This is a genomic window from Neisseria sp. P0022.S010 (assembly GCF_051956635.1).
Window position 1 is genome coordinate 1 of record NZ_JBQCXF010000003.1, and the last position, 26308, is coordinate 26308.

Genomic DNA, 26308 nt, shown 5'->3' on the forward strand with positions numbered 1-26308 from the left:
GTCACGACTTGCCTTGGCAGGTCAAAGACCCTTATTCCGTCTGGCTTTCAGAAATCATGCTCCAACAAACGCAGGTTGCTACCGTATTGGACTACTATCCGCGTTTCTTAGCCAAATTCCCAACCGTACAATCGCTTGCCGCCGCACCGCAAGACGAGGTTTTATCCTTGTGGGCAGGCTTGGGCTATTACAGCCGCGCACGCAACCTGCACAAAGCCGCGCAACAAGTCGTCGGACAATTCGGCGGCATCTTTCCTTCCGAACGCAAAGACTTGGAAACGCTCTGCGGCGTAGGCAGAAGTACCGCCGCCGCCATTTCTGCCTTTGCTTTCAACCGACGAGAAACCATCTTGGACGGCAACGTCAAACGCGTTCTCTGCCGTGTCTTTGCCCAAGACGGCAATCCGCAAGACAAAAAATTTGAAAACTCGCTCTGGACACTTGCCGAAAGCCTGCTGCCGTCTAAAAACACCGATATGCCTGCCTATACACAAGGGCTGATGGATTTGGGCGCAACCGTCTGCAAACGGACAAAACCTTTTTGCCATCAATGCCCTATGGCAGACATCTGCGAAGCAAGAAAACAAAACCGCATTGACGAACTGCCCCGCAAAAAAACTGCTCCCGAAGTGCAAACCCTACCGCTTTATTGGCTGATTATTTATAACACTGACGGCGCATTATTGCTTGAAAAACGCCCTGCCAAAGGTATTTGGGGCGGTCTGTATTGCGTACCCTGTTTTGAAAAATTAGACGATTTGTATGCTTACGCCGAACGCTTCGGCATTGTTTCAGACGGCCTTGAAGAACAAACCACGTTTACCCACCGCCTGACCCACCGCTTATTGATGATTACCCCTTTTCAGACGCAACAAAGGCCGTCTGAACATCTTTCAGACGGCCTTTGGGTATCAGCGGAACATTTGGAGGATTATGGTTTGCCCAAACCTTTAATCAAATATTTGGCTAAAGGCTAAACCACCCTATTCCACAATCTCTTTAAATACAACTTCTTTCCCGCCGCGAATCAATACGGCAAAACCATCGCCAATCTGCCAACGCGAGCTTGGATTGGCGTACTCTACTCCCTGACTGCGCAAGCGGACTTGAACCAGTTTCTCAACCGTATTGCCTTCATGCAGCTCAACCATCATCGGGCTGTGGCTGTTGATATAAATTGCGGTAATCGTCCGACCTTGTGCGGATTGATAACGGACAGAATACGTCTGCGCCTGTGCAATGACCGGTAACGGCGCATCAGGGCGCACGGCCTTATACGAGCCGCACGCAGCGCACAAACTCAGGCACAAGGCGCAGATGATTTTGTTCAACATAGGCATAGATCAGTAATGGTGATGCGGAATCTCGCCATCAAGCCGGTAGTAAGTGCTGCAATACGGGCATTCAATCTCGCTGTTGGACTGAATCGGCAAGAACACGCGCGGATGGCCGTTCCATGTTTCATGATTAGGGCCGGAGCAATGCAGCGGCAAATCCTGCGGCTTGATGACTACAACGTTTTTTTCAGATTGTGTACTCATGGTTTGGTTCCTCACTATGTTTTCTTATCTTCTAATATTGTAAAGCAAAACGGCCGCTAGGTTCAGACTGAAAACATTATATAATCACTTTTTTCAGACGGCCTTTGATGATGACCACCCTGCTTAGCATTCAAGATTTCGACACTTCCGATTCCGCTTCATTTCTTTATACACTCAGCGCAGCCTATTTGGACCACACCGAACAGGCAGGCGACGAGGAAATGTCCGGCCTCAATGACGAACAGCATACATTAACCGCGCTCTGCTATCTCGACAGCCAAGTTCAAGAAGGCGGCTTCGTACAGCTTATCGCTTCAGGATACGGAGAATACATCTTCTGCAACCCGGTTGCCGACAGCCTGCGCCGCTGGCGCATCAAACCGATACCGAAAATCCTAGACAAAGCCAAAGCACTGTACGAAAAACACGGCGAAGCTATTGAAAAAATGGCAGACGAACAAAGGGATTTCGACGAAATCCGCAAAGCTTTTCCCGATTTTGAAGAACTTGATGGCGATTATTATGACGTTGCCGACGAAGACTTGGAAACCGCAGCAGCCTACGTTCAGGCAAATTGGGATAAATTTGCAAAACTGTCAGACTGAAACCTAAAACTTTGCCGGTTTGAATCATCCGTTCAAACCGGCAAAATTATAAGTGCATCACATTAACGTTTGTTTTTCTGATAAATCGGCATTACTTCAGGCAACATTTTGCGGATTGCATTGATACGCGCCTGATTAGTCGGGTGGGTCGACAAAATAGACAATGAGCTGCCGCCCTGTACTTTGTTCATTTTTTCCCACACGCTTACCGCAGCCTCAGGGTTGTAGCCTGCTTCAGCCATCAAACGCACACCGCCGGCATCCGCTTCGCTTTCCTGATGACGCGAGAACGGTTTGGTTGCCAACAAATCTGCACCCAAGCCGACCAAATCGCCATCCACACCGGTTGAGCTGGCCAAAATCGAACCGCCCAAGCCGGTCAATACTTGTCCGCCCAAAGCTTTTTTGCTGTGTTCTAATAAAGCATGGGTCATTTCATGGCCGACAACGGCAGCAATTTCATCATCCGTCAGCTTCAATTTTTCTACGATACCGGTGTACACAGCCATTTTACCGCCCGGCATCGCCCAAGCGTTCATTTCATTGCTGCGGATAACGTTCATCTGCCAATTGAAAGGCACACCGGTTTTGTTGGCACGTTCAGCATGAGGACGCAGGCGCGCAAACACGCGTTGAACGCGTTGAGCAGTTGGCGATGAAACATCCAAGGCTTTTTGACCACGCGCTTTTTGAATGACTTGTGAGTAACTTTTAGCTGCGTCTTCATTTAAAGTCGCGGTATCGTAGCCAACCATATCCGCTACGGAAGTACAGCCGGTCAACGCCAAAATCACGCCCATGCCGGCCCAATATTTTTTATTCCATTTTTTCAACATGTTTTCTCTCTGTGTTTTAAAATTAATGTAACGACATTGTAACCAAATTTAATACATTTGACACAAAAGGCCGTCTGAACGGTTTCAGACGGCCTTTAAGCGTAATATTTAAGAACGGCGCTGCAACATCCAAGACTCAATCTTACGCGCATCATTTACGCGGGTTGTAGAAGACGGAGAGTTGAGCAATACGATGGTAATCGGCTGATTCTGTACATTGGCCTTAACTACCATAGAACGTCCGGCTTCACGGATATAGCCGGTTTTCTGCAATTCGATATTCCAGCTGCCCTCACGCACCAAGGCGTTGGAGTTTTTATAGTTTTGGCGGCCATTTGCCGTCAACACCGAGCCGTAATTTGAAGTCGAATTTTTACGGATCAGCGGATATTTGCTGGCTGCCGCAACCATACGGTTCAAATCGCGTGCAGTGGAAACATTTTGGAAATTCAAACCGGTAGGCTCATAGAAACGGCTGCTGGTCATACCCAGGCTTTGCGCTTTGGCATTCATGGCCGCAACAAACGCACTCATACCGCCCGGATAGGTACGGCCCAATGCATGAGTGGCACGGTTTTCACTGCTCATCAGGCTCAGGTGCAACAGTTCGCCGCGTGTCAGTGTCGTGCCGATGCTCAAACGGCTGCCCGTACCTTTCAGACGGTCGATTTCAGCCTCGGTAATCGTGATAGGCTCGTTCATATCCAGATGCGCATCCAAAACCACCATCGCACTCATCAATTTGGAAATAGAGGCAATCGGCATGACACGATCAGGGTTTTTCTGATACAGCACTTCACCGGTTTTATTATTGAAAATCAAAGCCGATTGCGAAGACAGCAGAGGACCTGCCAAAGCGGCTTGAGCTTCGACTTGGTCGGCATGACTCAACGCAAAAGCTTCCATCGGGTCATTTTGCACTGGGAAATTTTGCTCCAAAAATTGTCCCAATACATCCATATCATCGGCAACGGCAGGCGCAGAAGCAAAGGCCAATGCCACACCTGTCCATACCATTCCTAAAGTTTTATAGAATTTCATATCTGCCAATTCAAAAAAATACATTTAATTCAACATTCTGTTAAATTTTTCGGCAATTGTAAAGCGAGTTGAGAAAACTTTGCGTTTGTTTGCGAGATATTCAAATCCAGTGCCCTCATCTGTTTCTCAGACGATACGGCGCGATACCTGCTCTGATTTGAAAAAACACAAGATAGTCATTATACTTAGGCACCTTTGTCAGAGGCATTCCCTCAATCCGGCAATACGCCCGAAATATCTGTTTCACCTTTACAACACAGCCTCCATACAACCATACGAAGAAATTATTATGTCTGAAGAAAAACGCACCTGTTCATTCTGCGGAAAGTCTGAAAACGACGTTAAAAATCTGATTGAAGGCGAACACGCCTTCATCTGCAACGAATGCGTGGAAACTTGCGGCCTGATGCTGCAAGACAACGAGTCCGGCGAGATTGAAAACGAATTTGCCAAAGTAAAAGAAGAAAATGCCGAGAAAAAACTGCCTACCCCTGCCGAAATCGTTGCCAACCTCAACGACCACGTTATCGGCCAGGAACACGCAAAAAAAGCGTTGGCAGTATCGGTTTACAACCACTACAAACGCCTGCGCCATCCAAAAGCAGACGGCAAGGTTGAATTGTCCAAATCCAACATCCTGCTTATCGGCCCTACCGGCTCAGGTAAAACCCTGTTGGCGCAATCTTTGGCGCGCAAACTAGACGTCCCTTTTGTCATGGCAGATGCCACAACTTTGACCGAAGCCGGTTATGTCGGTGAAGACGTCGAGCAAATCATCACCAAACTTTTGGGCAAATGTGATTTTGACGTTGAGAAAGCCCAGCGCGGCATCGTCTATATCGATGAAATCGATAAAATCTCACGCAAAAGCGACAATCCGTCCATCACGCGCGACGTATCCGGCGAAGGCGTGCAACAAGCCTTGCTGAAACTGATTGAAGGCACTGTAGCCAGCGTTCCTCCTCAAGGCGGCCGCAAACATCCGAACCAAGAATTCATCAATGTTGATACCACCAACATCCTCTTTATCTGCGGCGGCGCATTTGCCGGCTTGGAAAAAGTCATCCGCCAACGTACTGAAAAAGGCGGTATCGGCTTTGGTGCGGCGGTACACAGCAAAGATGAAAACGCCGATATTTCAGCCCTGTTTGAAACCGTCGAGCCTGAAGACTTGATTAAATTCGGTTTGATTCCCGAGTTGATCGGCCGTCTGCCCGTGATTGCCACATTAGCGGAATTGGACGAAGATGCTTTGGTCAATATCTTGACCGAACCGAAAAACGCCTTGGTCAAACAATATCAAACCTTGTTTGAAATGGAAGATGTCAGCCTTGAGTTTGAAGAAGACGCTTTGCGCAGCATCGCCAAACTGGCAATGGAACGCAAAACCGGTGCGCGCGGCCTGCGCTCTATCGTCGAACGCTGCCTCTTGGACACCATGTATGCCCTGCCAGATTTGAAAGACGTCGCCAAAGTCGTCATCAATAAAGAAGTGGTGGAAAAAGGCGATCAGCCAAAACTTTTCCGAAAAGACGGCAGCGAATACAAACAGTAAAACTGATTCTTTGAGGAAAAAGACGTGTAACCGTACACGTCTTTTTTTGAATTAAACCATGTTACCGAACAATTCCATATACGAAACAAAGGCCGTCTGAAACATATTCAGACGGCCTTTGTCTTCAAGTTGCTCTACAGCCTGCTTTCATCCGGAGTATTGATGAGCGAGACTGCCTTGAATTTTATGAAGCTTATTTTTTCACTTTTTTAGCAGCTTTTTTTGCAGGAGCGGCTTTAGCAGCAGGCTCGGATGCGGCAGCTTCAGGAGCAACAGCCTCAGGCGCTGCTACCGGTTCAGAGGCAGCAGTCTCGGAAGCAGCTGATTCAGCGGTACGTTGATAGCCTTTGTCTTTCATGCAGGCATCAAACACAGCGCGGTCAGCATTTTCACCAGATGCCTGTTGGCATTGGGTCATTGCTTCTTCAACAGTGACGCGTGGCGCTGCCGCTTCTTCAGCAGGTTTGGAAGAAGAACAAGCTGCCAACATCAGGCTACCGGTTGCAAGAGCGATCAATAAAGTTTTCATAATTGTATATTCCTAAATTTTAATTTTATGGTTTACCGTTAAACGGGAGATACAGGCTGTCAACCAGCCCTGCACCTCAATATTGAGTACCCAATTCCAATTTAGTTTCATTTTAGCCTGTAAGTTTTTGATAAATTAATCCTATTGACGTTAAGACAAATGCTTAATACTCAATAAACTCAAAACCTTGCCGATCAATTTATTTTTCTTCTCTTAGACTCTAAAATATCAAAATCAGGCCAATCAAAGCTGTCGCCATCATTTGGGGAGTCCTTCGTTTTATGGCATAATGGACTACTTGACGGATTTTCCGTACCCCATTTTTTTCAAACCGCAGAATCGACACCATACTGCGGTTTGTCCATTTCAGAATCAGATTTTTTCAGACGGCCTTATTATGCAAGAGGCCGTCTGAACAGAAAGCCGCTATTATGAATCCTTTCTCTTCACTCGGTTTAGGCAGCGAATTGGTCTCTGCCCTGACTGATCAGGGTTATGAAAACCCGACGCCCATCCAAGCCGCAGCCATTCCTAAGGCGTTGGCCGGACACGACCTTTTAGCCGCCGCCCAAACCGGCACAGGAAAAACCGCCGCCTTTATGCTGCCCAGCCTCGAACGCCTGAAACGCTATGCCACATCCAGCACTTCCCCGGCCATGCACCCCGTCCGCATGCTGGTATTGACCCCGACCCGCGAACTGGCCGATCAAATCGACCAAAACGTACAGGCATACATTAAAAACCTTCCTTTGCGCCACACCGTCCTCTTCGGCGGCGTCAATATGGACAAACAAACTGCCGACTTGCGCGCCGGTTGCGAAATCGTTGTTGCTACGGTTGGCCGACTGCTCGACCACGTCAAACAAAAAAACATCAATTTAAACAAAGTTGAAATCGTCGTACTCGACGAAGCCGACCGTATGCTGGATATGGGTTTCATCGACGATATCCGCAAAATCATGCAGATGTTGCCCAAACAGCGACAAACCCTGCTTTTCTCCGCCACTTTCTCACCGCCTATCCGCAAGCTTGCACAAGATTTTATGCACACGCCTGAAATGGTCGAGGTGGCTGCGCAAAACACCACCAACGCCAATGTCGAGCAACACATCATTGCCGTTGATGCACTTAAAAAACGCAACCTGCTCGAACGCCTGATTGTTGATTTGCATATGAATCAAGTTATTGTTTTCTGCAAAACCAAACAAAGCGTCGATCAAGTTACCCGCGACCTCGTCCGCCGCCATATCGCCGCGCAATCCATCCACGGCGACAAATCCCAACAAAGCCGACTGGAAACCCTCAATGCCTTTAAAGAAGGCACATTACGCGTTTTAGTTGCCACTGACGTTGCCGCGCGCGGCCTGGATATTGCCGAGTTGCCTTTCGTCATCAACTACGAGTTGCCGACCCAACCCGAAGACTACGTCCACCGCATCGGCCGTACCGGCCGGGCTGGTGCTGACGGCGTTGCCATTTCCTTGATGGATAAAACCGAACAAAAAATGTTTGAAGCCATTAAAGAGCTGACCGGCAGCGATTTGAAAGTAGAACGCATCGAAGGCTTCGAGCCGCATTGGTGGGGCAACGGCAACCAAGATGAAACTGAAACACACCAGAATCAACACAACGACAGCCGCTCCCGCCGTGATGACAGAAACAAACGCAGCGAATATGCGAGCAAGTCGGACAAAAACTCGAAAAAAACAGAAGACAAAAATGACCCGGGTATTGCCTGCGGCAAAATTGCCGGCAGAACACGCCGCAGCCGTCACGAGCGTCAGCCTTGCGCCCTACTCCAACCTGGTTTTGGCGTAAAATAAACCACGCTGTTTTGTACTAAAAGGCCGTCTGAAATATATCTTTCAGACGGCCTTTTATTAAACCTAAAATAAAAAGGACGTGATGAACACGTCCTTTATTTATCCTTTTCAGACGGCCTTGGTTATTTAAGGCCGGCTGAAAATCGGTTTACCTTGTTACATTAAACATTCACGGTCTCTGCTACTTCGTTGTAGCTGTCGATTTCGTTGAAGTTCATGTAGCGGTAGATTTGATCGCCCTGTTCGTTGATGATGCCGATATTAGCTTGGTATTCTTCAACGGTCGGGATTTTACCCAGTTTGGAGCAAATCGCCGCCAACTCAGCCGAGCCGAGGTAAACGAAGGTGTTTTTACCCAAACGGTTCGGGAAGTTACGGGTGGAAGTAGACATTACAGTCGCACCTTCGTGTACTTGTGCTTGGTTACCCATACACAATGAGCAACCCGGCATTTCCATACGCGCGCCTGCACGGCCGAGTACGCCGTAGTGGCCTTCGTCGGACAACTCTTTCGCGTCCATTTTGGTCGGCGGTGCCATCCACAGGCGGACGGGGATGTCGGACTTGCCTTCCAAGAGTTTGGAAGCAGCGCGGAAGTGGCCGATGTTGGTCATGCACGAACCGATGAACACTTCGTCGATTTTAGTGCCGGAACGTTCGGACATGAAGCATACGTCGTCCGGATCGTTCGGGCAGGCGATAATCGGCTCTTTGATATCGTCCATGTTGATTTCAATCACGGCAGCGTATTCGGCATCTTTATCCGCTTCGAGCAGCTCAGGATTTGCCAACCATTTTTCCATGGCTTTGATGCGGCGTTCCAAAGTGCGCGGGTCTTGATAGCCATCGGCAATCATGTTTTTCATCAACACGATGTTGGATTTCATGTACTCGATAATCGGCTCTTTGTTGAGCTTCACGGTACAGCCGGCGGCGGAGCGTTCGGCAGATGCGTCGGTCAATTCAAAAGCTTGTTCCACTTTCAAATCAGGCAGGCCTTCAATTTCGAGGATACGGCCGGAGAAGATGTTTTTCTTACCGGCTTTGGCCACGGTCAGCAAACCTTGTTTAATCGCGTAAAGCGGAATGGCGTTCACCAAATCGCGCAGGGTTACACCTGGTTGCAGCTTGCCACTGAAGCGTACCAATACGGACTCAGGCATATCGAGCGGCATCACGCCGGTGGCAGCTGCGAAAGCAACCAAGCCGGAACCAGCAGGGAAGGAAATACCGATAGGGAAACGGGTGTGGCTGTCGCCGCCGGTGCCGACGGTATCGGGCAGCAGCAGACGGTTGAGCCATGAGTGAATCACGCCATCGCCCGGACGCAGGGATACACCGCCACGGGTAGAGATGAAAGCAGGCAATTCTTTATGTGTTCTCACATCAACAGGTTTTGGATAAGCGGCGGTGTGACAGAAAGACTGCATCACCATATCTGCTGAGAAGCCCAAGCAAGCCAGGTCTTTCAATTCGTCACGAGTCATCGGACCGGTGGTATCTTGTGAGCCGACAGTAGTCATGCGTGGTTCGCAGTAAGTACCCGGACGCACGCCTTTGCCTTCTGGCAAACCGCAGGCGCGGCCAACCATTTTTTGGGCCAAGGTGAAACCGGCTTTGCTTTCAGCAGGCGCTTGAGGCAGACGGAATTCGGTAGAAGCAGGCAGTTTCAGTGCTTCGCGTGCTTTGGCAGTCAGGCCGCGACCGATAATCAGGTTGATACGGCCACCTGCTTGCACTTCGTCCAGCAATACTTGGGATTTCAGGCTGAACTCGGCAACGGTTTCGCCGTTTTTCACGATTTTGCCTTCATAAGGCAGAATATCGACGACATCGCCCATTTTCAGTGCGGAAACATCGACTTCAATCGGCAGCGCACCTGAGTCTTCTTGAGTATTGAAGAAAATCGGTGCGATTTTGCCACCCAAGCATACGCCGCCGAAGCGTTTGTTCGGTACGAACGGGATGTCTTCGCCGGTATGCCAAATAACAGAGTTGGTCGCGGATTTGCGTGAAGAGCCGGTGCCGACCACGTCGCCGACATAGGCAACCGGATGACCTTTGGCTTTGAGTTCTTCCAACAATTTAATCGGACCGACTTCGCCCGGTTTGTCAGGCGTGATGCCGTCGCGCGGGTTTTTCAGCATGGCCAGCGCATGCAGCGGAATATCGGGGCGGCTCCATGCATCAGGTGCAGGAGAGAGGTCGTCTGTATTGGTTTCGCCGTCGACTTTAAAGACGGTAACAGTGATTTTTTCAGGAACTTTGGCACGAGAAGTAAACCATTCGGCATCTGCCCAAGATTGCAATACTTCTTGCGCGTATTTATTGCCTTTTTCGGCTTTTTCTTGAACATCGTGGAAAGAGTCGAACATCAGCAGAGTGTGTTTCAGACCATTTGCAGCGATAGGCGCAAGTTTGTCGTTGTCTAAGAGCTCGATTAAGGCGTGAATGTTGTAACCGCCGAGCATGGTACCCAGCAGTTCGGTCGCATATTCGGGGGAAATCAACGGGCTGGATGCGCTGCCTTCGGCAATGGCAGCCAAAAATGAAGCTTTGACTTTGGCGGCATCGTCCACACCGGGCGGTACGCGGTGAGCCAACAGCTCAACCAAGAATTCACCTTCGCCGGCAGGTGGATTTTTCAGCAGCTCAACCAAATCAGCAGTTTGCTGAGCAGTCAGAGGAAGGGCGGGAATACCAAGGGCAGCGCGCTCGGCGGCGGCTTTACGATAGGCTTCTAACATCTCTTTGTTCCTTTTTCTGTTTTTTCTTCTGGGCAGTTGCAAATGATTTGCAGTTAAAGATTGTAAACAATCCTTTTAAGCATCATAGACCAGTTTTCAAAAAATGGGAACAGTTATGTTACTGAATGTAATAAATTTAAACTATTTTATTTAATGTATTAATAGTCAAGCTTATCTCAAGCCGCCCTCTTCTACGCGTTTTAGCCAAACAGACGGGAAACTTCGACTGATTTTTTACGGTACGGCAAGATGATTTCAACGCGGAACAGGCCGTCTGATTGGATGCTTCTGATTTTCGCGTCGGTGTCATACATCAAAGTCAGGCGCTCTTTCAGGTTGCGTAAGGCCATAGAATTGCCTTTATGCGGCTTGGTATTTTCATTAGGTTCCGTTCCGCACGGATTCTCGATACTGATGAAAATAGAGGATTTTTCCAATTTTGTTAATACCGTAATTATCCCTGGGCGGTGGGTGGATTCGACACCATGAAAGACGGCATTTTCCAAAAGCGGCTGCAGCAGCAGATGCGGCGTTTCCGCATCGTCGGGCGCATGGTGTTGCCACATAACCTGTACGCGCATATGCCCCATGCGGATTTGCTCGATGGCAATATATTCCTGCGCCCATTCGATTTCCTGCCCCAAGGTGCTGTTTTGACTACCATCGCGCAGTTGTGCGCGGAACAGGTTGGCCAGATTCTCCAGCAAAGTTTCCGCATCATACGGACGCAGACGGATTAAGCTGATGGCGGCATTCAGGCTGTTAAACAAGAAATGCGGACGGATACGCGCCGTCAACGCGCTCAGCCTGGCTTCGGAAATGGAAGGCGCAAGGCTGTTGCGACGGGCGGCTTCGATGTACATGAAACTGAAACAAAAAAAAGTCAGCAAGAAGAAGTGTTGAATCAGCGGCCAAATCTCCGTCTTCAAAATCACTAGATCGACAAACAAGAAAATCAGCAGGTTGGAGACGTAGGAAACCACGACGCTGTACTGCGAGCGAAGCAGGGACGGCGCAAATGCCTGTAAGAAATAGACCTTGAGTAAAATTAAAAGGATGACGGGGCAAGCCCATGAAAAATGTTGGAAAATCTGCTCCGGATAAGGCACGCCTGATACCGTCATCAACGGAAAGATAAACAAACTGATTAACAAAACAATGAGCAGGCGCACCAGAGTTGCGGAATTGCGCAAATCCGGCACTGCGAAATTCTGGTTTATTTGACGTATAATAGACATGATTTCAACCGTTTTCTTTCATAATGTATAGACGGGTCTGCTATATTGAAGACGTAGACCCTGTTTTTTATTTATATTTTAAGGATGCTGATATGAGCAAGGACAAAACCTGGTCAGGCCGTTTTAACGAACCTGTTTCCGAGCTGGTCAAAAAATATACCGGCTCGATTGATTTTGACAAACGGCTGGCAGAATGGGACATCCAAGGCTCGCTGGCACACGCGCAAATGCTGACACAGTCGGGCGTTTTGAGCGAAGACGACCTCTCCGCCATCCGTCAGGGTATGGCCGAGATTATAGCAGAAATCAAGAAAGGAACGATTTCCTGGTCGCTGGATTTGGAAGATGTCCACATGAACATCGAACGCCGCCTCACCGACAAAATCGGCGATGCCGGCAAACGCCTGCACACCGGCCGCAGCCGCAACGACCAAGTCGCTACCGACATCCGCCTGTGGCTGCGCGATCAAATTACCGTTATTCAAAGCCTGATTCAAAACCTTCAGACGGCCTTGGTTGATTTGGCGGAACAAAACGCCGAAACTGTCATGCCCGGCTTTACCCATCTGCAAGTTGCCCAGCCGGTCAGCTTCGGGCATCACATGCTCGCCTACGTTGAAATGCTCGGCCGCGATTTTGAGCGCATGGCCGACTGTCGCAAACGCGTCAACCGTATGCCACTCGGCGCCGCCGCACTGGCCGGTACCACCTACCCGATTCAGCGCGAAATTACCGCCGAGCTGTTGGGTTTCGAACAAATCTGCCAAAACTCGCTCGATGCCGTATCTGACCGCGATTTTGCCATTGAGTTCACCGCCGCCGCCTCGCTGATTATGGTTCACCTGAGCCGTCTGTCTGAAGAATTGATTTTGTGGATGAGCCCGCGTTTCGGCTTTATCGATATTGCCGACCGTTTCTGCACCGGCTCGTCCATCATGCCGCAAAAGAAAAACCCCGACGTGCCCGAACTCGTGCGCGGCAAATCCGGTCGCGTGATTGGCCACCTGATCGGCCTGGTTACCCTGATGAAATCGCAACCTTTGGCATACAACAAAGACAATCAGGAAGACAAAGAGCCTTTGTTTGACACTGCCGACACGCTTATCGACACCCTGCGCATTTACGCCGACATGATGCGCGGCGTGACCGTCAAACCCGACAATATGCGCGCCGCCGTCATGCAGGGTTTTGCAACGGCTACCGACTTGGCGGATTACTTGGTGAAAAAAGGCATGCCTTTCCGCGACAGCCACGAAGTCGTTGCCCAAGCCGTGCGCCATGCTGATGAAGCTGGCGTTGATTTGAGCGAATTGCCGCTCGAAGTCCTGCAAGGTTTCAGCGGCTTGATTGCCGACGATGTGTACACTGTGCTGACACCCGAAGGCAGCTTAAACGCGCGCAACCACTTGGGCGGCACCGCGCCTGAACAAGTCCGTTTCCAGGTGAAACGCTGGCGTGAATTGTTGGCTTAAACCCATCTAAACACATAATAAAAGGCCGTCTGAAAATTTTCAGACGGCCTTTTGATTACCTGTGTTACACTCAATCTCACAATAAAAACAGATAAAACCTAAACTTACCTTCAAACGAGAAAACACGCCTCCTGACTTTGCCGCCGTCTTCAAAAAAGGAGCGAGGATGAAAAACATTGTCTTAAAATTGGCTATGATCTGCCTATTCAGCGGATGCTATGCCGTATTCGTTGCCTGGGAAAATGGAGGATTCAGCCAGCTCCATGATTTCCAAGCAATAGAGCGCAATGGCATGAGCGCATACCTTCATCAAACCTCCGCCGCCACCATGCAAGCTGAAAAAAACGAGCTGTCGATTTTGCAAAACAACCAAAACAGCTTGGCCTCTTGCGTCGGCATTGAATCTTTATGCGAACACGCCAAGCCGGGCATCTGGGTTGAGCATGCCAAATTCTTACAACACAAGGACACGGGCAAATTATTGGTACTTTCGTTGGACTATTTGGAAAACAATGACACCGCAAAAACCCTACACAACCGCTATTCTGCATCGCTCCTACCCCAAGCAGACAGAACGGAAGCGTGGCATTACGCCTGGCGTACATTTTTGAGCTCAATAATGTTTCTAATGGTCGTCAATCTGACGCCAATGATTTTTGCCCTATTCGAAGAAAAGACAAGCGCAGCATAAAAACATGCCGTCTGAACACATTTTCAGACGGCATGTTTCATTACTAAAGCTTAACGCGGATGAACCATATCGGCAGGAACAACCAATTCGTCAAACTCTTCGCCTGTCAACAAGCCCAATTCGATGGCGGTTTCGCGCAACGATTTGTCGTTTTTGTAGGCGGTTTTGGCGACTTTCGCGGCGTTTTCGTAGCCGATTTTACGGTTTAACGCAGTAACCAGCATCAGGGAATGGTGCAGGAAATAGTCGATTTTTTCCGGTACAGGTTCGATGCCGACGGCGCAGTTTTCGTTGAAGCTGTTGCACGCATCGCCCAGCAGGCGGATGGATTGCAAGAGGTTGTAAGCGATAACGGGCATATAGACGTTCAGCTCGAAATTGCCCGATGCGCCCGCCATGCCGATGGTAACGTCGTTGCCGAACACTTGGCAGCACACCATGGTCATCGCTTCGCATTGGGTCGGGTTGACTTTGCCCGGCATGATGGACGAACCCGGCTCGTTTTCGGGGATTTTGATTTCACCCAAACCGCAACGCGGACCGCTTGCCAGCCAGCGGATGTCGTTGGCGATTTTGTTCAGGCTTGCCGCCAGCGTTTTTAATGCGCCCGAAGCGGCAACGGCGGCATCGCGTCCGCCCAGGGCTTCAAATTTGTTCGGCGCGCTGACAAACGGCAGGCCGGACAGTTCGGCAAGTTTGGCGGCGGCTTTTTCGGCGTATTCGGGATGGCTGTTCAAACCCGTGCCGACCGCCGTGCCGCCCAAAGCGAGTTCGTACAAACCTTTGAGCGCATCGTTCAGACGGCCTAAGCCGTGGTCAAGCTGGGAAACGTAGCCGGAAAATTCTTGTCCCAAAGTCAGCGGCGTTGCGTCCTGCAAATGGGTGCGGCCGATTTTGACGATGGGGGCAAATTCTTTGGCTTTTTTATCCAATGTGTCGCGCAGGGCTTGGATAGCGGGAATGAGGTGGCGGTTGATTTCAATCGCGGCAGCAACGTGGATGGCGGTTGGGAACGCATCATTAGTCGATTGCGCGTGGTTCACATGGTCGTTGGGATGGACGGGCTGATACGCCGCCAAACCCGTACCGGCGATTTCGTTGGCGCGGTTCGCCAGCACTTCGTTCATGTTCATATTGGACTGCGTGCCGGAGCCGGTCTGCCACACTACCAATGGGAACTGCCCGTCGAGCTTGCCGTTCAACACATCATCCGCCGCCTGCGTAATCAAATCCGCCTGTTCGGGCTTAATCCTGCCGAGGGAAACATTGGTGGCAGCTGCGGCTTTTTTCACCAGCGCCAAAGCATAAATCAACGGCTGCGGCAGGGTTTCGCCGCCGATTTTGAAATTGTTGCGGCTGCGCTGGGTCTGCGCGCCCCAATAGGCTTCGGACGGGACTTCGACATTGCCCATGGTGTCGTGTTCGGTACGGGTACTCATGCGTTTCTCCTATATTTAAACAGAAATAATAATGATTCGTAAATTTATTATACCCAGCAAAAGGCCGTCTGAAAAGAGAGAGGTTTTCAGACGGCCTTTTGCTTTATTAACCTGAAATACTAATAGAAGATAAAACCCGATTTCGGAGCAAATACAACCTGCGCCGCCGCTCCCCTCTTATAAAAATTTTCCTCCTTGCCGATTTGTGTTCTACGCTAGGTATTTATCGACAATAAATACCTTATCGTTTCTTTACTTTGTTTCTCTCCAAGAGCATAATGAATAAAAATGATTATCAGGAGATAGAGATGAAACGAAAACATTTGGTTTACCTGTTAATGAGCAGTTTTGCCGCTGCAAACGGCTTTGCCGAAACCTTGGCAGACCCCGATGAAATCCAGCCTGTCAAAACCTTTTCCCCTCCCAAACCGATTGCTCCGACCGCCGCACAAGGCTATTTCCCCGAAAACCAATTCGACCGCACCGACCGCAGCGATCATTACTTTGTTACCGAAAACATAGACCAAGCCTTCCGTCCGCTGAAAGCAAACAGCGGTTTTTACGGCAAAAGCTTTTACAATTCCATTACCGCGCAAGCGCGCGGGGCGAAAGTGTACGGCGTGGTCAACCTCAATCACACCAAGGCCAACGGCTATAAAGACGGCGACGGCAATCAAACAGATTGGAAATACAGCCGTTTTAATCAAGCTTTGGTACTCGGTTTCGTGCCGTCTGAAAACCAGGAATACCGCCTCACCTATCTACACGATGACATCAACAACGACCGCCAACCGCAGTTCGTCAATGACGCATTGGATACCGAACGCCACATCGCCAAACTCAACGCGCGTTGGGGCAATGCCGATTTGAGCAATACGGTCAGCGCGGAAGCAGGCATCATCAAACTCAAACGCCATGCCGACAACTACTCCCTACGCCCAAACAACACGCCGCAGCAAATGTTTGTAGAACTTGACCGCAAAGTGTACGACTTCTCGCTCAAACACGACGCGGACTTCGGCAAATTCCACAACAACGCCGTCGTCAGCTACCGTAACGACAGTCAAAACGGCGAGCGCAACGCCCACACCGCCATGCGCGATTTCCTCAACGGCTACCGTTTCGCCGATGTACACCTCGACCGCTGGCGCATCGCCGATACCCTGTCTTACAAGTTCAACGACCAACACAAACTGGGCTTGGGCTTAAGCTACGAAATCAACGAAGCGGACGTTCGCAAAAATACGGCGCAGCCTGCCCATCCGATGAACCGCAACCTTGCCTTCGCTTCATCGCAACAAATCTGGAAAACCCATTACGGCTACGACTTCAACGGCAAAGTTCGCCGCCATGCCTTCTCCGGTGAACTCAAATACGATTTCACGCCGTCTGAAACGCAAAAATACAGCGTTTCCCTTGCTCACTTAGAACGAATCGGCGACAACACCGAACGCTTCAACTCGCTTGCCGCCATCGTGCAAAACCGCATGAACGGCGCGCTGATAAACCAAAACCCAGCCGCCGCCATCGCAGGCAATCCCCTACTGGAAACCGAAAAACACAACCGCATCAAGCTCACCGCCGACAGTCGCAACGACTACTACAACGGCTACATGAACTCGCTCGCAGGCGCAGGCTGGAACGTGGGCGGCACGCTTGTGGCAGATAAAGTCAAAGACTTGATTATTTTTGACCGCGCACACGGACAAAGCGGCACAGCTTCCAAAGGCGGCGGCATCATCACACGCAACGTGGACGCACGCTTGTTTACCGCGCAGGCCTACGCGCGTTACAACTTCAATCCGCATTGGGCAGCAGGCATCAAAGCCACCTACAACTACGGACACAATGAAACCGACGGCAGGCCGCTCTATCAAATCCGTCCGTTTGAAGCCGCCGTCCAAGCCGACTACAAAAACTACTTTGCCCACGGCAGCTACAACATCGGCGCCGCAACACGCTTTGTCGCCAAACAAACGCGCGGCGATTTTGACGCGGCAAGCGGTCTGGGCATAGACAAACGCGAAGCCGCCAAAGGCTTTACCGTTGCCGACGTGTACGCAGGCGTAAACATCAAAGACAAATACGGCTTACGCCTGGGCGTGAACAACGTGTTCAACAAAAAATACGCCGAACACATCAGCGGCGACCACGTCCTCGCCCTGTCCCCCAGTGTCGTGTATGCACCGGGCAGGACATATTGGTTGAGTTTGCACGCGGCTTTTTAAAATCAGGCCGTCTGAAAGAATGCCTACACTGGCTTATTAAGAATTAGGAGATAAAAAATGGATATGAAAAGACGCGATTTCTTAAAAATGACCGCCGCACTGGCAGCCGCAGGCGTTTCGCCTTCATTGTTGGCAGCCGGTAAAGAACAATTTACCGTGTACGGCGCACCGGCGATGCCCAGCGTTACCATCGCCGTAGCGGCGTTGCAAGGCAAGCTGGCGAAGCAGGCAGATGTATCGCTAAAAATTTGGCGTTCGCCCGACCAACTGCGCGCGGGCGTAGCAAGCGGACAATTTAAAGTTATGATGAGCCCGAGCAATGTCGGCGTAAACCTGCGCAACCAAGGGCAGAAAGTCGGCATGGTGAATATTTTGACCAACGGCATCACGCAGCTGATGTGCAAAGGCAGTGCGATTGCCTCGCCTCATGATTTGGTCGGCAAAAAAATCCTTGTGCCGTTTAAAAACGACATGCCCGACATCGTGCTGCAAGCCTTGTTGAAAAAACTGAAAATCGACGCGCACAAAGTCGGCATCACCTACACCGCTACGCCGCCCGAAGCAGTCGGACTGTTTTTGAGCAAGGACTACCACGCCGCCATCCTGCCTGAACCGATGGCAACCGCCAGCCTGCTTAAAGGCAAAACCATGGGCGTAAACGTCGTGCGCGGATTTGACTTGGTGAAAGCATGGGGACAAGCGTTTGACACCAAACCGCTGATTCCGATGGCGGGCATCATCGCCAACGAAGAATATTTCCACGCACACAAAGCGCAGTTCGACATCTTCCATCAGGATTTGAAAAACGCGCTCAACTGGATACTAGCCAACCGCCAAAGCGCCGCGAAAATCGGCAAAAACTACCTACCCGCCCCCGAACCCGCTCTAGTCATGGGCTTGGACGGCGCACGTCTGACGGTAACCAAAGGCAGCGAAGTGAAGAACGAGATTTTGAAGTTTTACGAAATCCTGATGCAGTTCAATCCGAAACTTCTGGGCGGCAAGTTGCCGGATAACGGGTTCTTCTTGGCTTAAAATGAAAGAAAGGCCGTCTGAAAGTGTAGAATAGTTGTGAGTATTCAATCTTCTATTTTTCAGACGGCCTCAGAGCATTATCCGCTGTGTAGGTTAAATCAAATCCCCAAATCCCAGCCTACAAGCTGTAAGTAAATTTATATGCTTATATATGTGCTAAAAGGAGATGTAATGACACGATTAAAACTTCAAACTGAAATTTTGTGGCAGGTACAACTCCAAAACACTATCTTCGGCGGAGTTTCTCCCACTTTAGACCCATTTGATGCGAGCACACTTTATATTGCAGATGGATTTGGCAGCTCCTACACCTCAATGCGCCTGCACCGACTAGACCTTACCACGGGTAATCAAACTGCAAATATACTGCTAAGAAATGCTGTGCGTTGTATGCATTTTAGTGCCGATGGGCAGTACATTTTTGCCGTAACCGATAACAAAATTTACCGTCTATGTAGGCATTCTCTGCAAATTTTAGAAAAATATGAAAAAGGTGTGCCCAAATACTCTGACTTCATAGCATCAAATGAGCGTAACACTCTTATTTTATCAAACCGCTTAGGTGGTAGTGTTGTCGCCTTTAACTACGTACAAGGCAGCATAAATAGAAAAAAGCTAAAGGACAGAGGGTGTCGGCTGCTGCGACATGAACACGATGACCGCTATCTTATTACAACTCCCGTACGTGGTAGCGTACAACGATATGACGTAGCAAAAGGTAAAATTGAGACACTCTTTGAGGTAGGTACTTTCAATGCCTCGCTACTAGATAAAAAAGGAAATTGGTATTTCCACCCGGCTGTTTACGTTCCTGCTAAGAATTATGACAACCATGGAACAGGCGAGCAAATGCTCCTCTCAAATAAAATTTTAATGTTGGGTACTGATGGGACTCAGAAAGAGTGGGATACAGGAGTTCAATTTAAAGAAATCCGCCTTAGTACAGATGAAAAATCACTATTTTTACTAAATACAAACAGCATTTTGAAATTTGTGCTGAGCGAAGAAAAAATAGTTAGCGAAATCATTTTGAATGAGCGGCTAGAAGCTTTTTTTGAAAAGCAAAATTTAATCTTATGCAGCGAAAAAGAAACGAGTCAACAAAGGCTGATTGCTAGACAGATTTTAAAAACTTAAAAACAGAACAATGTTTTTCCTGTTTTACTATCTTTTTTCTCAGAAATGAAATACTAAATACCCAGCCTCTCCTGTTTCAGACGGCCTTCCCTTTCCAAAACATAACAACAAACCAATATTCAAACCATGATTAAAACCGACAAAATCCGCAAACCGCAGCCTGCGGTGTTTTACATCATCGACTACCTTTGGAGCGGCTTTGCCGGTCTGAGTGTGGCGATGGTGGTGGTGGCGTTGTGGGCGTGGGGCAGTGCCGTGTTCGGTGAGTTTATGCTGCCTGCGCCGGTGGAGGTGTTTCAAAAGTCGTTTGATTTATTGAAACATTTTCAGGAAAACGAAATCGGGATTTCGCTGTGGCGGTCGGTGGTGGGCATTTCGGTTGCGCTGGCGGCGGGATTGGCGGCGGGGCTGGTGGCGGGCAGTTTTAAGACGGCGATGGCGTTGCTCAAGCCTGTGATTACGATTTTGTTGGCGATGCCGCCGATTATTTGGGTGGTGATGGCGTTATTTTGGTTCGGTTTCGGCAATCCGAGCGTGCTGTTTACCATCATTGTGTTGGTTGCGCCGCTGACGTTTGCGAGTGCGGCGGTCGGGATGGCGAGCGTGAACAAGCAGCATGAGGAGTTGTTTGACGCTTATAAATTAGGCCGTCTGAAAAAAATCCGTTATCTGTATATCCCGCATCTGACGGGCTATGTGATTTCCAGCATCGGCGTGGCGGTGGCGATGGGGGTGAAGGTGGTGATTATGGCGGAACTCTTGGGCGCGAGCGAAGGCGTGGGCGCGCGGATTGCGGACGCGAGGGCGATGCTGGAGACTTCGACGGTGATGGCTTATGTGGTGTTGGTTATTGTGTTTGTGTCGCTGTTTGAATACCTGATTACCAAGCCTTTGGAAATTTTGTTTATGCCGTGGAGAAGATGATGCTCTGCCTTGAAAACGTGCGTTTTGAAATTCTCCGCGACCCCATCGTGCGCGATTTCAGTTTGAACCTGCAACATGGCGAAGTGAAGGCCTTGTTCGGGCCGAGCGGCTGCGGCAAGACGACGGTTTTGCGGCTGATTGCGGGCTTGGAAACGCCGAAATCGGGCACGATACGCAATACTTTTCGCAAAACGGGTTTTCTGTTTCAGGAAAACCGCCTGCCTGAAAACCTGACCGCGATGCAGAATATCGCGATTTTTATGGACAAACCCGATGAAGGCGAAATCATCGCTCTGGCGGCGAAAGTCGGGCTGACTGCGGGCGATTTGAACAAATATCCGACCGAGTTGTCCGGCGGTATGGCGAAACGGGTGGCGTTTTTGCGCCTGCTGCTGTGCGGCTGCGACCTTGCCTTGCTGGACGAGCCGTTTGTCGGTTTGGACCGCGATTTGCGCGATATTTTGGTTGCCATGCTGGTGGAAAAAATCGAGCGACAGGGCATGGCGTGTATGCTGGTCACGCACGACCGCTTCGAAGCCGCGCGCCTGAGCCATGAAATCATGCTGCTTTCCGCTAAGGGCATGAACGTGCAAAACGTGATTACCCTGCCCTCGCCGCTGTCCGAACGCGATTCGGCTTTTGAAGAAGCCGTGGTGGCAAGGGAGTTTCAGGGGATTCGTTATTATGAATGATACGGGCATTTGAGTATCTGACGAACCTTGCGGTTCGTTTCCCTAACCCTCTCCCACGGGGCGAGGGCCAGGGAGAGGGTAAGCAAGCCGCAGGCTTGCCTCTTTAGCGAAAGATACGAATCTGTTATCCGAACGCGATTCGGTTTTTGAAAAAGCCGTGGTGCCAAGGAGGCAGGGGATTCATTATGAGGTGCTTTATGTTTTCGACTGTGATTACTGCTGCTGTTTTATATATTGCTACAGCAGTAGATTTGTTGGTAATACTATTAATATTTTTTGCTAGAGCAAATACTAGAAAAGAATATCGAGATATTTATATCGGACAATATTTAGGTTCTGTAATTTTAATATTAGTTAGTTTATTTCTAGCTTTTGTTTTGAATTATGTTCCGGAAAAATGGGTGTTGGGTTTATTAGGTTTAATACCGATTTACTTAGGTATTAAAGTTGCTATTTACGACGATTGTGAGGGCGAAAAAAGAGCTAAAAAAGAATTGGATGAAAAAGGGTTGTCAAAATTAGTCGGTATTGTTGCTTTGGTTACAGTTGCTAGTTGTGGTGCAGATAATATTGGACTTTTTGTTCCTTACTTTGTGACTTTAGATCTTGTCGACTTATTAGTTACTCTTCTTGTATTTTTAATATTGATTTTTGTTTTAGTATATACAGCACAAAGATTGGCTAATATTTCAGGTGTTGGTGAAATTATAGAGAAGTTTAGTCGTTGGATAATGGCTGTTATTTATATTGGTTTAGGGTTATTTATTATTATTGAAAATAATACGATTCGAACAATAATATCAATAATATGAATGATACGGGCATTTGAGTATCTGACAAACCTTGCGGCTTGCCTCTTTGGCAAAAGATACAGCCCTGTCCGCCCAATAAATCCATATCCGAAAGCATCTTCATGCAGAATCAAGCCAAGCCATGAATAAATTTTTCACCCACCCTATGCGGCCGTTTTTCGTCGGCGCGGCGGTACTTGCCATACTCGGCGCGTTGGTGTTTTTCATCAGCCCTAGTGCCGTCATTTTGCACCGCCAAATCTTCTTAGAACTCATGCTGCCTGCGGCATATGGTGGTTTTTTGACTGCCGCCATGCTCGAATGGACGGGCTATCAAGGCCGTCTGAAACCTGTCGCTACTTTGATGGCGGCATTGTTGCTTGCCGCATCCACCATACTTCCCTTTTCGCCGCAAACTGCCTCGTTTTTCGTTGCCGCCTATTGGCTGGTGTTGCTGCTGTTTTGCGCCTGGCTGATTTGGCTCGACCGCAACACTGACAACTTCGCCCTCTTAATGCTGCTTGCCGCGTTTACCGTTTTTCAGACGGCCTATGCCGCAACTGGCGATTTAAACCTGTTGCGTGCGCAAGTGCATCTGAACATGGCGGCGGTGATGTTCGTATCCGTGCGCGTCAGCGTCCTCTTGGGTGCGGAAGCTCTTAAAGAATGCCGTCTGAAAGACCCTGTTTTTATTCCAAATATCGTTTATAAAAACATCGCCATTACTTTCCTGTTGCTGCACGCCGCCGCCGAACTTTGGCTGCCTGCGCAAACCGCCGGCTTTACCGCGCTTGCCGTCGGCTTCATCCTGCTTGCCAAACTGCGCGAACTGCACCATCACGAACTCCTGCGCAAACACTACGTCCGCACCTATTACCTGCTCCAACTCTTTGCCGCCGCAGGCTATCTGTGGACAGGCGCGGCGAAACTGCAAAATCTGCCTTCCTCCGCTCCCCTGCACCTGATTACCCTCGGCGGCATGATGGGCGGCGTGATGATGGTGTGGCTGACCGCCGGACTGTGGCATAGCGGCTTTACCAAACTCGACTACCCCAAGCTCTGCCGCATTGCCGTTCCCCTGCTCTTTATGGCCGCCGTCTCGCGTGCTTTCTTGATGAACTTAAACCCGATATTCTTCATCACCGTCCCTGCGATTCTGACCGCCGCCGTATTCGTACTGTATCTTTTCACGTTTGTACCGATATTTCGGGATAATGCATTTACGGATGATCCGGAATAAAACAAAAGGCCGTCTGAAAGTTTCAGACGGCCTTGGCATTTAACTAAATGCTTTATTTGTTGGCGTTCAAATAAAGATTAATCAGACGTGTAGTCGAGCTGTCGTGTTTTTGCACTTCAGTCTCGCCGTTCAATTCGGCAAGAATGGTTTTTGCCAATTGTTTGCCGAGTTCTACGCCCCATTGGTCAAAGCTGTTGATGCCCCAAATAATGCCTTGAACGAAGGTTTTGTGTTCGTACATGGCAATCAGGCTGCCCATATTGCGCGGGTTGATTTTGTCCATGAGGATGAGGTTGGTCGGGCGGTTGCCTGAGAAGGTTTTGTGCGGAACCAGCTCTTCGATGCGCTCTGCTTCCATGCCTTGGGCTTTGAGTTCGGCGCGGACTTCGTCTGTGGTTTTGCCGCGCATAAAGGCTTCGGCTTGGGCAAAAACGTTGGCCAACAGGATTTCGTGATGGCCTTGCAAATTGCTGCGTTTTTCAAGGGAGGCAATCAGGTCAATCGGCGTGATGTGCGTACCTTGGTGCAGCAGTTGGAAAAATGCGTGCTGGCCGTTGATACCGGTTTCGCCCCAAATAATCGGGGAAGTTTCGTAGCCGACCGGTTTGCCGTCAAGGGTCACTTGTTTGCCGTTGCTCTCCATGTCGAGCTGCTGGATGAATTTGGGCAGGCGGTGGAGATGTTGGTCGTAAGGGGCGATGACGTGGCTGCCGCCGCCGTAGTAGTTGATGTACCAGATGCCGATGAGGGCGAGGATGACGGGCATGTTGCGCTCGAGCGGCGTATTGATGAAGTGTTGGTCCATCAGGTGCGCGCCGTTGAGCATTTCGATGAAGTTCTCTTCGCCGAGGTACAACATAATCGGCAGGCCGATGGCTGACCAGAGGCTGTAACGGCCGCCGACCCAGTCCCAAAATTCAAACATATTGGCGGTATCGATACCGAATTCGGCAACGGCTTTTTGGTTGGTCGATACGGCAACGAAGTGTTTGGCCACCGCGCTTTCATCGCCTGCATGATCCAAGAACCATTTACGCGCGGTCAGGGCGTTGGTCAGGGTTTCTTGGGTGGTGAAGGTTTTGGAGGCGATGATGAAGAGGGTGGTCTCGGGGTGGACCTTGGACAATACGTCGCGCAGTTGGGAGCCGTCCACATTGGAGACGAAGTGCATGTTCAAACGCGGATGGCCGAATTGTTTGAGCGCGGTACACATCATCAGCGGACCGAGGTCGGAGCCGCCGATACCGATGTTGACGACGTCGGTGATGACTTGGTTGGTATAGCCCAACCAGCTGCCGCTGCGGACTTCGTGTGCAAATTCGCCCATGCGTTGCAGGACATGGTTGACTTTAGGCATCACATCTTCGCCGTCTACGACGATGGGGGCATTGGTGCGGTTACGCAGGGCAATGTGGAGAACGGCGCGGTTTTCTGTTGTATTAATTTTTTCGCCGTGGAACATTTGTTGCATCCGCTCCGGCACGCCTGCTTCACGCGCCAGCTCGAACAACAGTGCCATGGTTTCGTCGTTGATGCGATTTTTGGAATAATCCAGCGTCAGGCCTCCGACTTGCAGCCAGTAACGCTCGGCACGTTCGGGATCTTGCTCGAACATTTCGCGCATGTGTTGTTCTTTGGTTTCGTCAAAATGTATCCATAATTTTGACCAAGCCGGTAAATCGTGAAGGTGTTTCATCGGATGCTCTCCTGGATAGTGGACAGTTTTGTTGAGAAAACGGCCGTGAGGTCGTCTGAAACGGGAACGGGATGGTTTCCGTTTTTTGAGGTTTCAGACGGCCTGGATATGGGACGAGGCCGTCTGAAAATGTCAGTGAAGAATCAATCTTTATCGTATTCGATGTGTTTGTTGTGTATGCTTTTTTTACTTTTTTGCAGTTGCGTGCTGGCGGTATCGCCCAAGCGTAAGGCCAAGCCGATGGCAAGAATGTCGATAACGGCCAATTGCAGAAGGCGGGACACCATAGGCGTATAAAGCTCGGCATTTTCCTGAGTGGCGATGCTCAATACACAGTCGGCCATTTGGGCCAACGGCGAATCATTGCGGGTCAGCGCAATAACGGATGCGCCGTTTTCTTTGGCGATACTGGCCGCATCCAACAATTCGATAGATGAGCCGGTATTGGAAATCGCCACCAATACATCCTGCTCGGTCAATACGGAAGCCGCCATCAGCTGGGTATGCGTATCGACATAGGCAACGGTGGACATACCGAAGCGGAAAAATTTGTGTTGCGCGTCTTGGGCTACGATGCCGGAGTTGCCGACACCATAAAACTCAACGCGTCGCGCGTGCATCAGAATGGCAATCGCGTTTTCCAGCTCGGATTCTTTCAGGAAGCGGCGCTCGCCCAAGAGGGAGGCCGCGGCATTGCCCAATACTTTTTCGACCACGCTGCCCATGTTGTCATCGGCGTTTAATTCTTCATGAACGTAAGGCATGCCTTCGTGGCCGATGCTGGCAGACAAAGCAAGTTTGAACTCAGGCAAGCCTTTGTAACCCAGACTGCGGCAGAAACGGATTACTGTCGGCTGACTGACGGACGCACGCTCGGCGATTTCCGCCACAGCGGCATGAACGAACCATTTCGGCTCGGCCAGCGCAGATTCGGCAACTTTGCGTTCTGCGCCGGAGAGGTTGGACAATGATTCGCTGATTTTGCTTAACATATACTCTACCCTTTGATTTTTTGACGTTCAGGACAAGGGTTTCTCCACCCCTGCCC

The 26308-nt window shown here is 49.8% G+C and carries 23 protein-coding genes; 13 read left to right on the plus strand and 10 right to left on the minus strand.

Features of this window, described 5'->3' with window-relative positions; all coding sequences use genetic code 11:
• Positions 1-977: A/G-specific adenine glycosylase (gene mutY, locus ACTHUT_RS00820; protein ID WP_440418661.1), on the plus strand; the 977-nt coding region annotated here is incomplete at its 5' end.
• A gap of 6 nt (positions 978-983) precedes the next feature.
• Here mutY and ACTHUT_RS00825 read toward each other — a convergent pair.
• Positions 984-1340 carry a hypothetical protein gene (locus ACTHUT_RS00825; protein WP_070823323.1) on the minus strand — a complete coding sequence of 119 codons (357 nt, stop codon included), beginning with the start codon at positions 1338-1340 and terminating at the stop codon, positions 984-986.
• 3 nt (positions 1341-1343) lie between these two features.
• A complete protein-coding gene (locus tag ACTHUT_RS00830; protein ID WP_036491686.1) occupies positions 1344-1541 on the minus strand; it encodes a zinc-finger domain-containing protein in 198 nt (65 codons plus the stop codon).
• Positions 1542-1651: 110 nt separating this feature from the next.
• On the opposite strand from ACTHUT_RS00830, the gene ACTHUT_RS00835 reads away from it, so the two are divergent.
• Positions 1652-2146: a DMP19 family protein gene (locus ACTHUT_RS00835; RefSeq protein ID WP_070823395.1), complete on the plus strand. Its 495-nt coding sequence runs from the start codon at positions 1652-1654 to the stop codon at positions 2144-2146.
• 62 nt (positions 2147-2208) lie between these two features.
• On the opposite strand, the gene ACTHUT_RS00840 is transcribed toward ACTHUT_RS00835, so the two are convergent.
• Together ACTHUT_RS00840 and ACTHUT_RS00845 are read right to left on the minus strand one after the other, a co-directional pair.
• Positions 2209-2982: a M48 family metallopeptidase gene (locus ACTHUT_RS00840; protein ID WP_070823319.1), complete on the minus strand. Its 774-nt coding sequence runs from the start codon at positions 2980-2982 to the stop codon at positions 2209-2211.
• 108 nt (positions 2983-3090) lie between these two features.
• Entirely contained in the window at positions 3091-3999 is a 909-nt protein-coding gene (locus ACTHUT_RS00845) for a serine hydrolase (protein WP_410505886.1), read from the minus strand.
• 313 nt (positions 4000-4312) lie between these two features.
• On the opposite strand from ACTHUT_RS00845, the gene clpX reads away from it, so the two are divergent.
• Positions 4313-5578, plus strand: a complete 1266-nt coding sequence (clpX, locus tag ACTHUT_RS00850) for an ATP-dependent Clp protease ATP-binding subunit ClpX (protein WP_440385612.1) — start codon at positions 4313-4315, stop codon at positions 5576-5578.
• Positions 5579-5771: 193 nt separating this feature from the next.
• On the opposite strand, the gene ACTHUT_RS00855 is transcribed toward clpX, so the two are convergent.
• Complete coding sequence (locus ACTHUT_RS00855; RefSeq protein ID WP_440385611.1) at positions 5772-6107, minus strand: hypothetical protein; 336 nt, start codon at positions 6105-6107, stop codon at positions 5772-5774.
• A 431-nt stretch (positions 6108-6538) separates the two neighbouring features.
• Here ACTHUT_RS00855 and ACTHUT_RS00860 point away from each other — a divergent pair, with 431 nt between their 5' ends.
• Positions 6539-7930, plus strand: coding sequence for a DEAD/DEAH box helicase (locus ACTHUT_RS00860; protein WP_070849388.1), 1392 nt, complete (start codon positions 6539-6541; stop codon positions 7928-7930).
• Positions 7931-8091: 161 nt separating this feature from the next.
• Here the strand turns inward: ACTHUT_RS00860 and acnB are convergent, their stop codons facing one another.
• The gene (gene acnB, locus ACTHUT_RS00865; protein ID WP_036491670.1) at positions 8092-10677 is read right to left on the minus strand and encodes a bifunctional aconitate hydratase 2/2-methylisocitrate dehydratase; all 2586 of its coding nucleotides are present in this window, start codon (positions 10675-10677) and stop codon (positions 8092-8094) included.
• A 200-nt stretch (positions 10678-10877) separates the two neighbouring features.
• Positions 10878-11915: a sensor histidine kinase gene (locus ACTHUT_RS00870; protein WP_440385610.1), complete on the minus strand. Its 1038-nt coding sequence runs from the start codon at positions 11913-11915 to the stop codon at positions 10878-10880.
• Positions 11916-12007: 92 nt separating this feature from the next.
• On the opposite strand from ACTHUT_RS00870, the gene argH reads away from it, so the two are divergent.
• Together argH and ACTHUT_RS00880 are read left to right on the plus strand one after the other, a co-directional pair.
• On the plus strand, positions 12008-13387 hold the full coding sequence (gene argH / locus ACTHUT_RS00875) for an argininosuccinate lyase (RefSeq protein ID WP_440385609.1): 1380 nt from the start codon (positions 12008-12010) through the stop codon (positions 13385-13387).
• A gap of 166 nt (positions 13388-13553) precedes the next feature.
• Positions 13554-14078: a hypothetical protein gene (locus ACTHUT_RS00880; RefSeq protein WP_440385608.1), complete on the plus strand. Its 525-nt coding sequence runs from the start codon at positions 13554-13556 to the stop codon at positions 14076-14078.
• Positions 14079-14128: 50 nt separating this feature from the next.
• Here the strand turns inward: ACTHUT_RS00880 and fumC are convergent, their stop codons facing one another.
• The gene (gene fumC / locus ACTHUT_RS00885) at positions 14129-15517 is read right to left on the minus strand and encodes a class II fumarate hydratase (RefSeq protein WP_440385607.1); all 1389 of its coding nucleotides are present in this window, start codon (positions 15515-15517) and stop codon (positions 14129-14131) included.
• A 308-nt stretch (positions 15518-15825) separates the two neighbouring features.
• On the opposite strand from fumC, the gene ACTHUT_RS00890 reads away from it, so the two are divergent.
• From ACTHUT_RS00890 to ACTHUT_RS00920, 7 genes are all read left to right on the plus strand, one after another.
• A complete protein-coding gene (locus tag ACTHUT_RS00890) occupies positions 15826-17745 on the plus strand; it encodes a TonB-dependent receptor (protein ID WP_440385606.1) in 1920 nt (639 codons plus the stop codon).
• 57 nt (positions 17746-17802) lie between these two features.
• The gene (locus tag ACTHUT_RS00895; RefSeq protein WP_440385605.1) at positions 17803-18780 is read left to right on the plus strand and encodes an ABC transporter substrate-binding protein; all 978 of its coding nucleotides are present in this window, start codon (positions 17803-17805) and stop codon (positions 18778-18780) included.
• A 171-nt stretch (positions 18781-18951) separates the two neighbouring features.
• Positions 18952-19917, plus strand: coding sequence for a YncE family protein (locus ACTHUT_RS00900; protein ID WP_440385604.1), 966 nt, complete (start codon positions 18952-18954; stop codon positions 19915-19917).
• 126 nt (positions 19918-20043) lie between these two features.
• Complete coding sequence (locus ACTHUT_RS00905; protein WP_308887689.1) at positions 20044-20841, plus strand: ABC transporter permease; 798 nt, start codon at positions 20044-20046, stop codon at positions 20839-20841.
• Positions 20841-21533, plus strand: a complete 693-nt coding sequence (locus tag ACTHUT_RS00910; protein WP_440385850.1) for an ATP-binding cassette domain-containing protein — start codon at positions 20841-20843, stop codon at positions 21531-21533. The genes ACTHUT_RS00905 and ACTHUT_RS00910 overlap by 1 nt, the downstream gene beginning before the upstream one ends.
• A 197-nt stretch (positions 21534-21730) precedes the next feature.
• The gene (locus tag ACTHUT_RS00915) at positions 21731-22345 is read left to right on the plus strand and encodes a CadD family cadmium resistance transporter (RefSeq protein ID WP_167435446.1); all 615 of its coding nucleotides are present in this window, start codon (positions 21731-21733) and stop codon (positions 22343-22345) included.
• Between the two features lie 121 nt (positions 22346-22466).
• A complete protein-coding gene (locus tag ACTHUT_RS00920) occupies positions 22467-23564 on the plus strand; it encodes an NnrS family protein (RefSeq protein ID WP_440385603.1) in 1098 nt (365 codons plus the stop codon).
• A 52-nt stretch (positions 23565-23616) separates the two neighbouring features.
• Here ACTHUT_RS00920 and pgi read toward each other — a convergent pair whose 3' ends face one another.
• Positions 23617-25260: a glucose-6-phosphate isomerase gene (gene pgi, locus ACTHUT_RS00925; protein WP_440385602.1), complete on the minus strand. Its 1644-nt coding sequence runs from the start codon at positions 25258-25260 to the stop codon at positions 23617-23619.
• A 143-nt stretch (positions 25261-25403) separates the two neighbouring features.
• Positions 25404-26252, minus strand: a complete 849-nt coding sequence (gene hexR, locus ACTHUT_RS00930) for a DNA-binding transcriptional regulator HexR (RefSeq protein WP_003745745.1) — start codon at positions 26250-26252, stop codon at positions 25404-25406.
• Between the last annotated feature and the right edge of the window lie 56 nt (positions 26253-26308).

What these genes read in the sequence shown, in the direction of transcription:
- fumC (WP_440385607.1), bottom strand. Translation starts at nt 15,517, where the DNA reads ATGAGTACCCGTACCGAACACGACACCATGGGCAATGTCGAAGTCCCG.
- ACTHUT_RS00920 (WP_440385603.1), top strand. Translation starts at nt 22,467, where the DNA reads ATGAATAAATTTTTCACCCACCCTATGCGGCCGTTTTTCGTCGGCGCG.
- ACTHUT_RS00840 (WP_070823319.1), bottom strand. Translation starts at nt 2,982, where the DNA reads ATGTTGAAAAAATGGAATAAAAAATATTGGGCCGGCATGGGCGTGATT.
- ACTHUT_RS00855 (WP_440385611.1), bottom strand. Translation starts at nt 6,107, where the DNA reads ATGAAAACTTTATTGATCGCTCTTGCAACCGGTAGCCTGATGTTGGCA.
- ACTHUT_RS00890 (WP_440385606.1), top strand. Translation starts at nt 15,826, where the DNA reads ATGAAACGAAAACATTTGGTTTACCTGTTAATGAGCAGTTTTGCCGCT.
- ACTHUT_RS00845 (WP_410505886.1), bottom strand. Translation starts at nt 3,999, where the DNA reads ATGGTATGGACAGGTGTGGCATTGGCCTTTGCTTCTGCGCCTGCCGTT.
- ACTHUT_RS00880 (WP_440385608.1), top strand. Translation starts at nt 13,554, where the DNA reads ATGAAAAACATTGTCTTAAAATTGGCTATGATCTGCCTATTCAGCGGA.
- ACTHUT_RS00870 (WP_440385610.1), bottom strand. Translation starts at nt 11,915, where the DNA reads ATGTCTATTATACGTCAAATAAACCAGAATTTCGCAGTGCCGGATTTG.
- clpX (WP_440385612.1), top strand. Translation starts at nt 4,313, where the DNA reads ATGTCTGAAGAAAAACGCACCTGTTCATTCTGCGGAAAGTCTGAAAAC.
- ACTHUT_RS00895 (WP_440385605.1), top strand. Translation starts at nt 17,803, where the DNA reads ATGGATATGAAAAGACGCGATTTCTTAAAAATGACCGCCGCACTGGCA.
- ACTHUT_RS00905 (WP_308887689.1), top strand. Translation starts at nt 20,044, where the DNA reads ATGATTAAAACCGACAAAATCCGCAAACCGCAGCCTGCGGTGTTTTAC.
- ACTHUT_RS00835 (WP_070823395.1), top strand. Translation starts at nt 1,652, where the DNA reads ATGACCACCCTGCTTAGCATTCAAGATTTCGACACTTCCGATTCCGCT.
- acnB (WP_036491670.1), bottom strand. Translation starts at nt 10,677, where the DNA reads ATGTTAGAAGCCTATCGTAAAGCCGCCGCCGAGCGCGCTGCCCTTGGT.
- ACTHUT_RS00860 (WP_070849388.1), top strand. Translation starts at nt 6,539, where the DNA reads ATGAATCCTTTCTCTTCACTCGGTTTAGGCAGCGAATTGGTCTCTGCC.
- ACTHUT_RS00900 (WP_440385604.1), top strand. Translation starts at nt 18,952, where the DNA reads ATGACACGATTAAAACTTCAAACTGAAATTTTGTGGCAGGTACAACTC.
- ACTHUT_RS00830 (WP_036491686.1), bottom strand. Translation starts at nt 1,541, where the DNA reads ATGAGTACACAATCTGAAAAAAACGTTGTAGTCATCAAGCCGCAGGAT.
- ACTHUT_RS00825 (WP_070823323.1), bottom strand. Translation starts at nt 1,340, where the DNA reads ATGCCTATGTTGAACAAAATCATCTGCGCCTTGTGCCTGAGTTTGTGC.
- argH (WP_440385609.1), top strand. Translation starts at nt 12,008, where the DNA reads ATGAGCAAGGACAAAACCTGGTCAGGCCGTTTTAACGAACCTGTTTCC.
- ACTHUT_RS00915 (WP_167435446.1), top strand. Translation starts at nt 21,731, where the DNA reads ATGTTTTCGACTGTGATTACTGCTGCTGTTTTATATATTGCTACAGCA.
- hexR (WP_003745745.1), bottom strand. Translation starts at nt 26,252, where the DNA reads ATGTTAAGCAAAATCAGCGAATCATTGTCCAACCTCTCCGGCGCAGAA.
- pgi (WP_440385602.1), bottom strand. Translation starts at nt 25,260, where the DNA reads ATGAAACACCTTCACGATTTACCGGCTTGGTCAAAATTATGGATACAT.
- ACTHUT_RS00910 (WP_440385850.1), top strand. Translation starts at nt 20,841, where the DNA reads ATGCTCTGCCTTGAAAACGTGCGTTTTGAAATTCTCCGCGACCCCATC.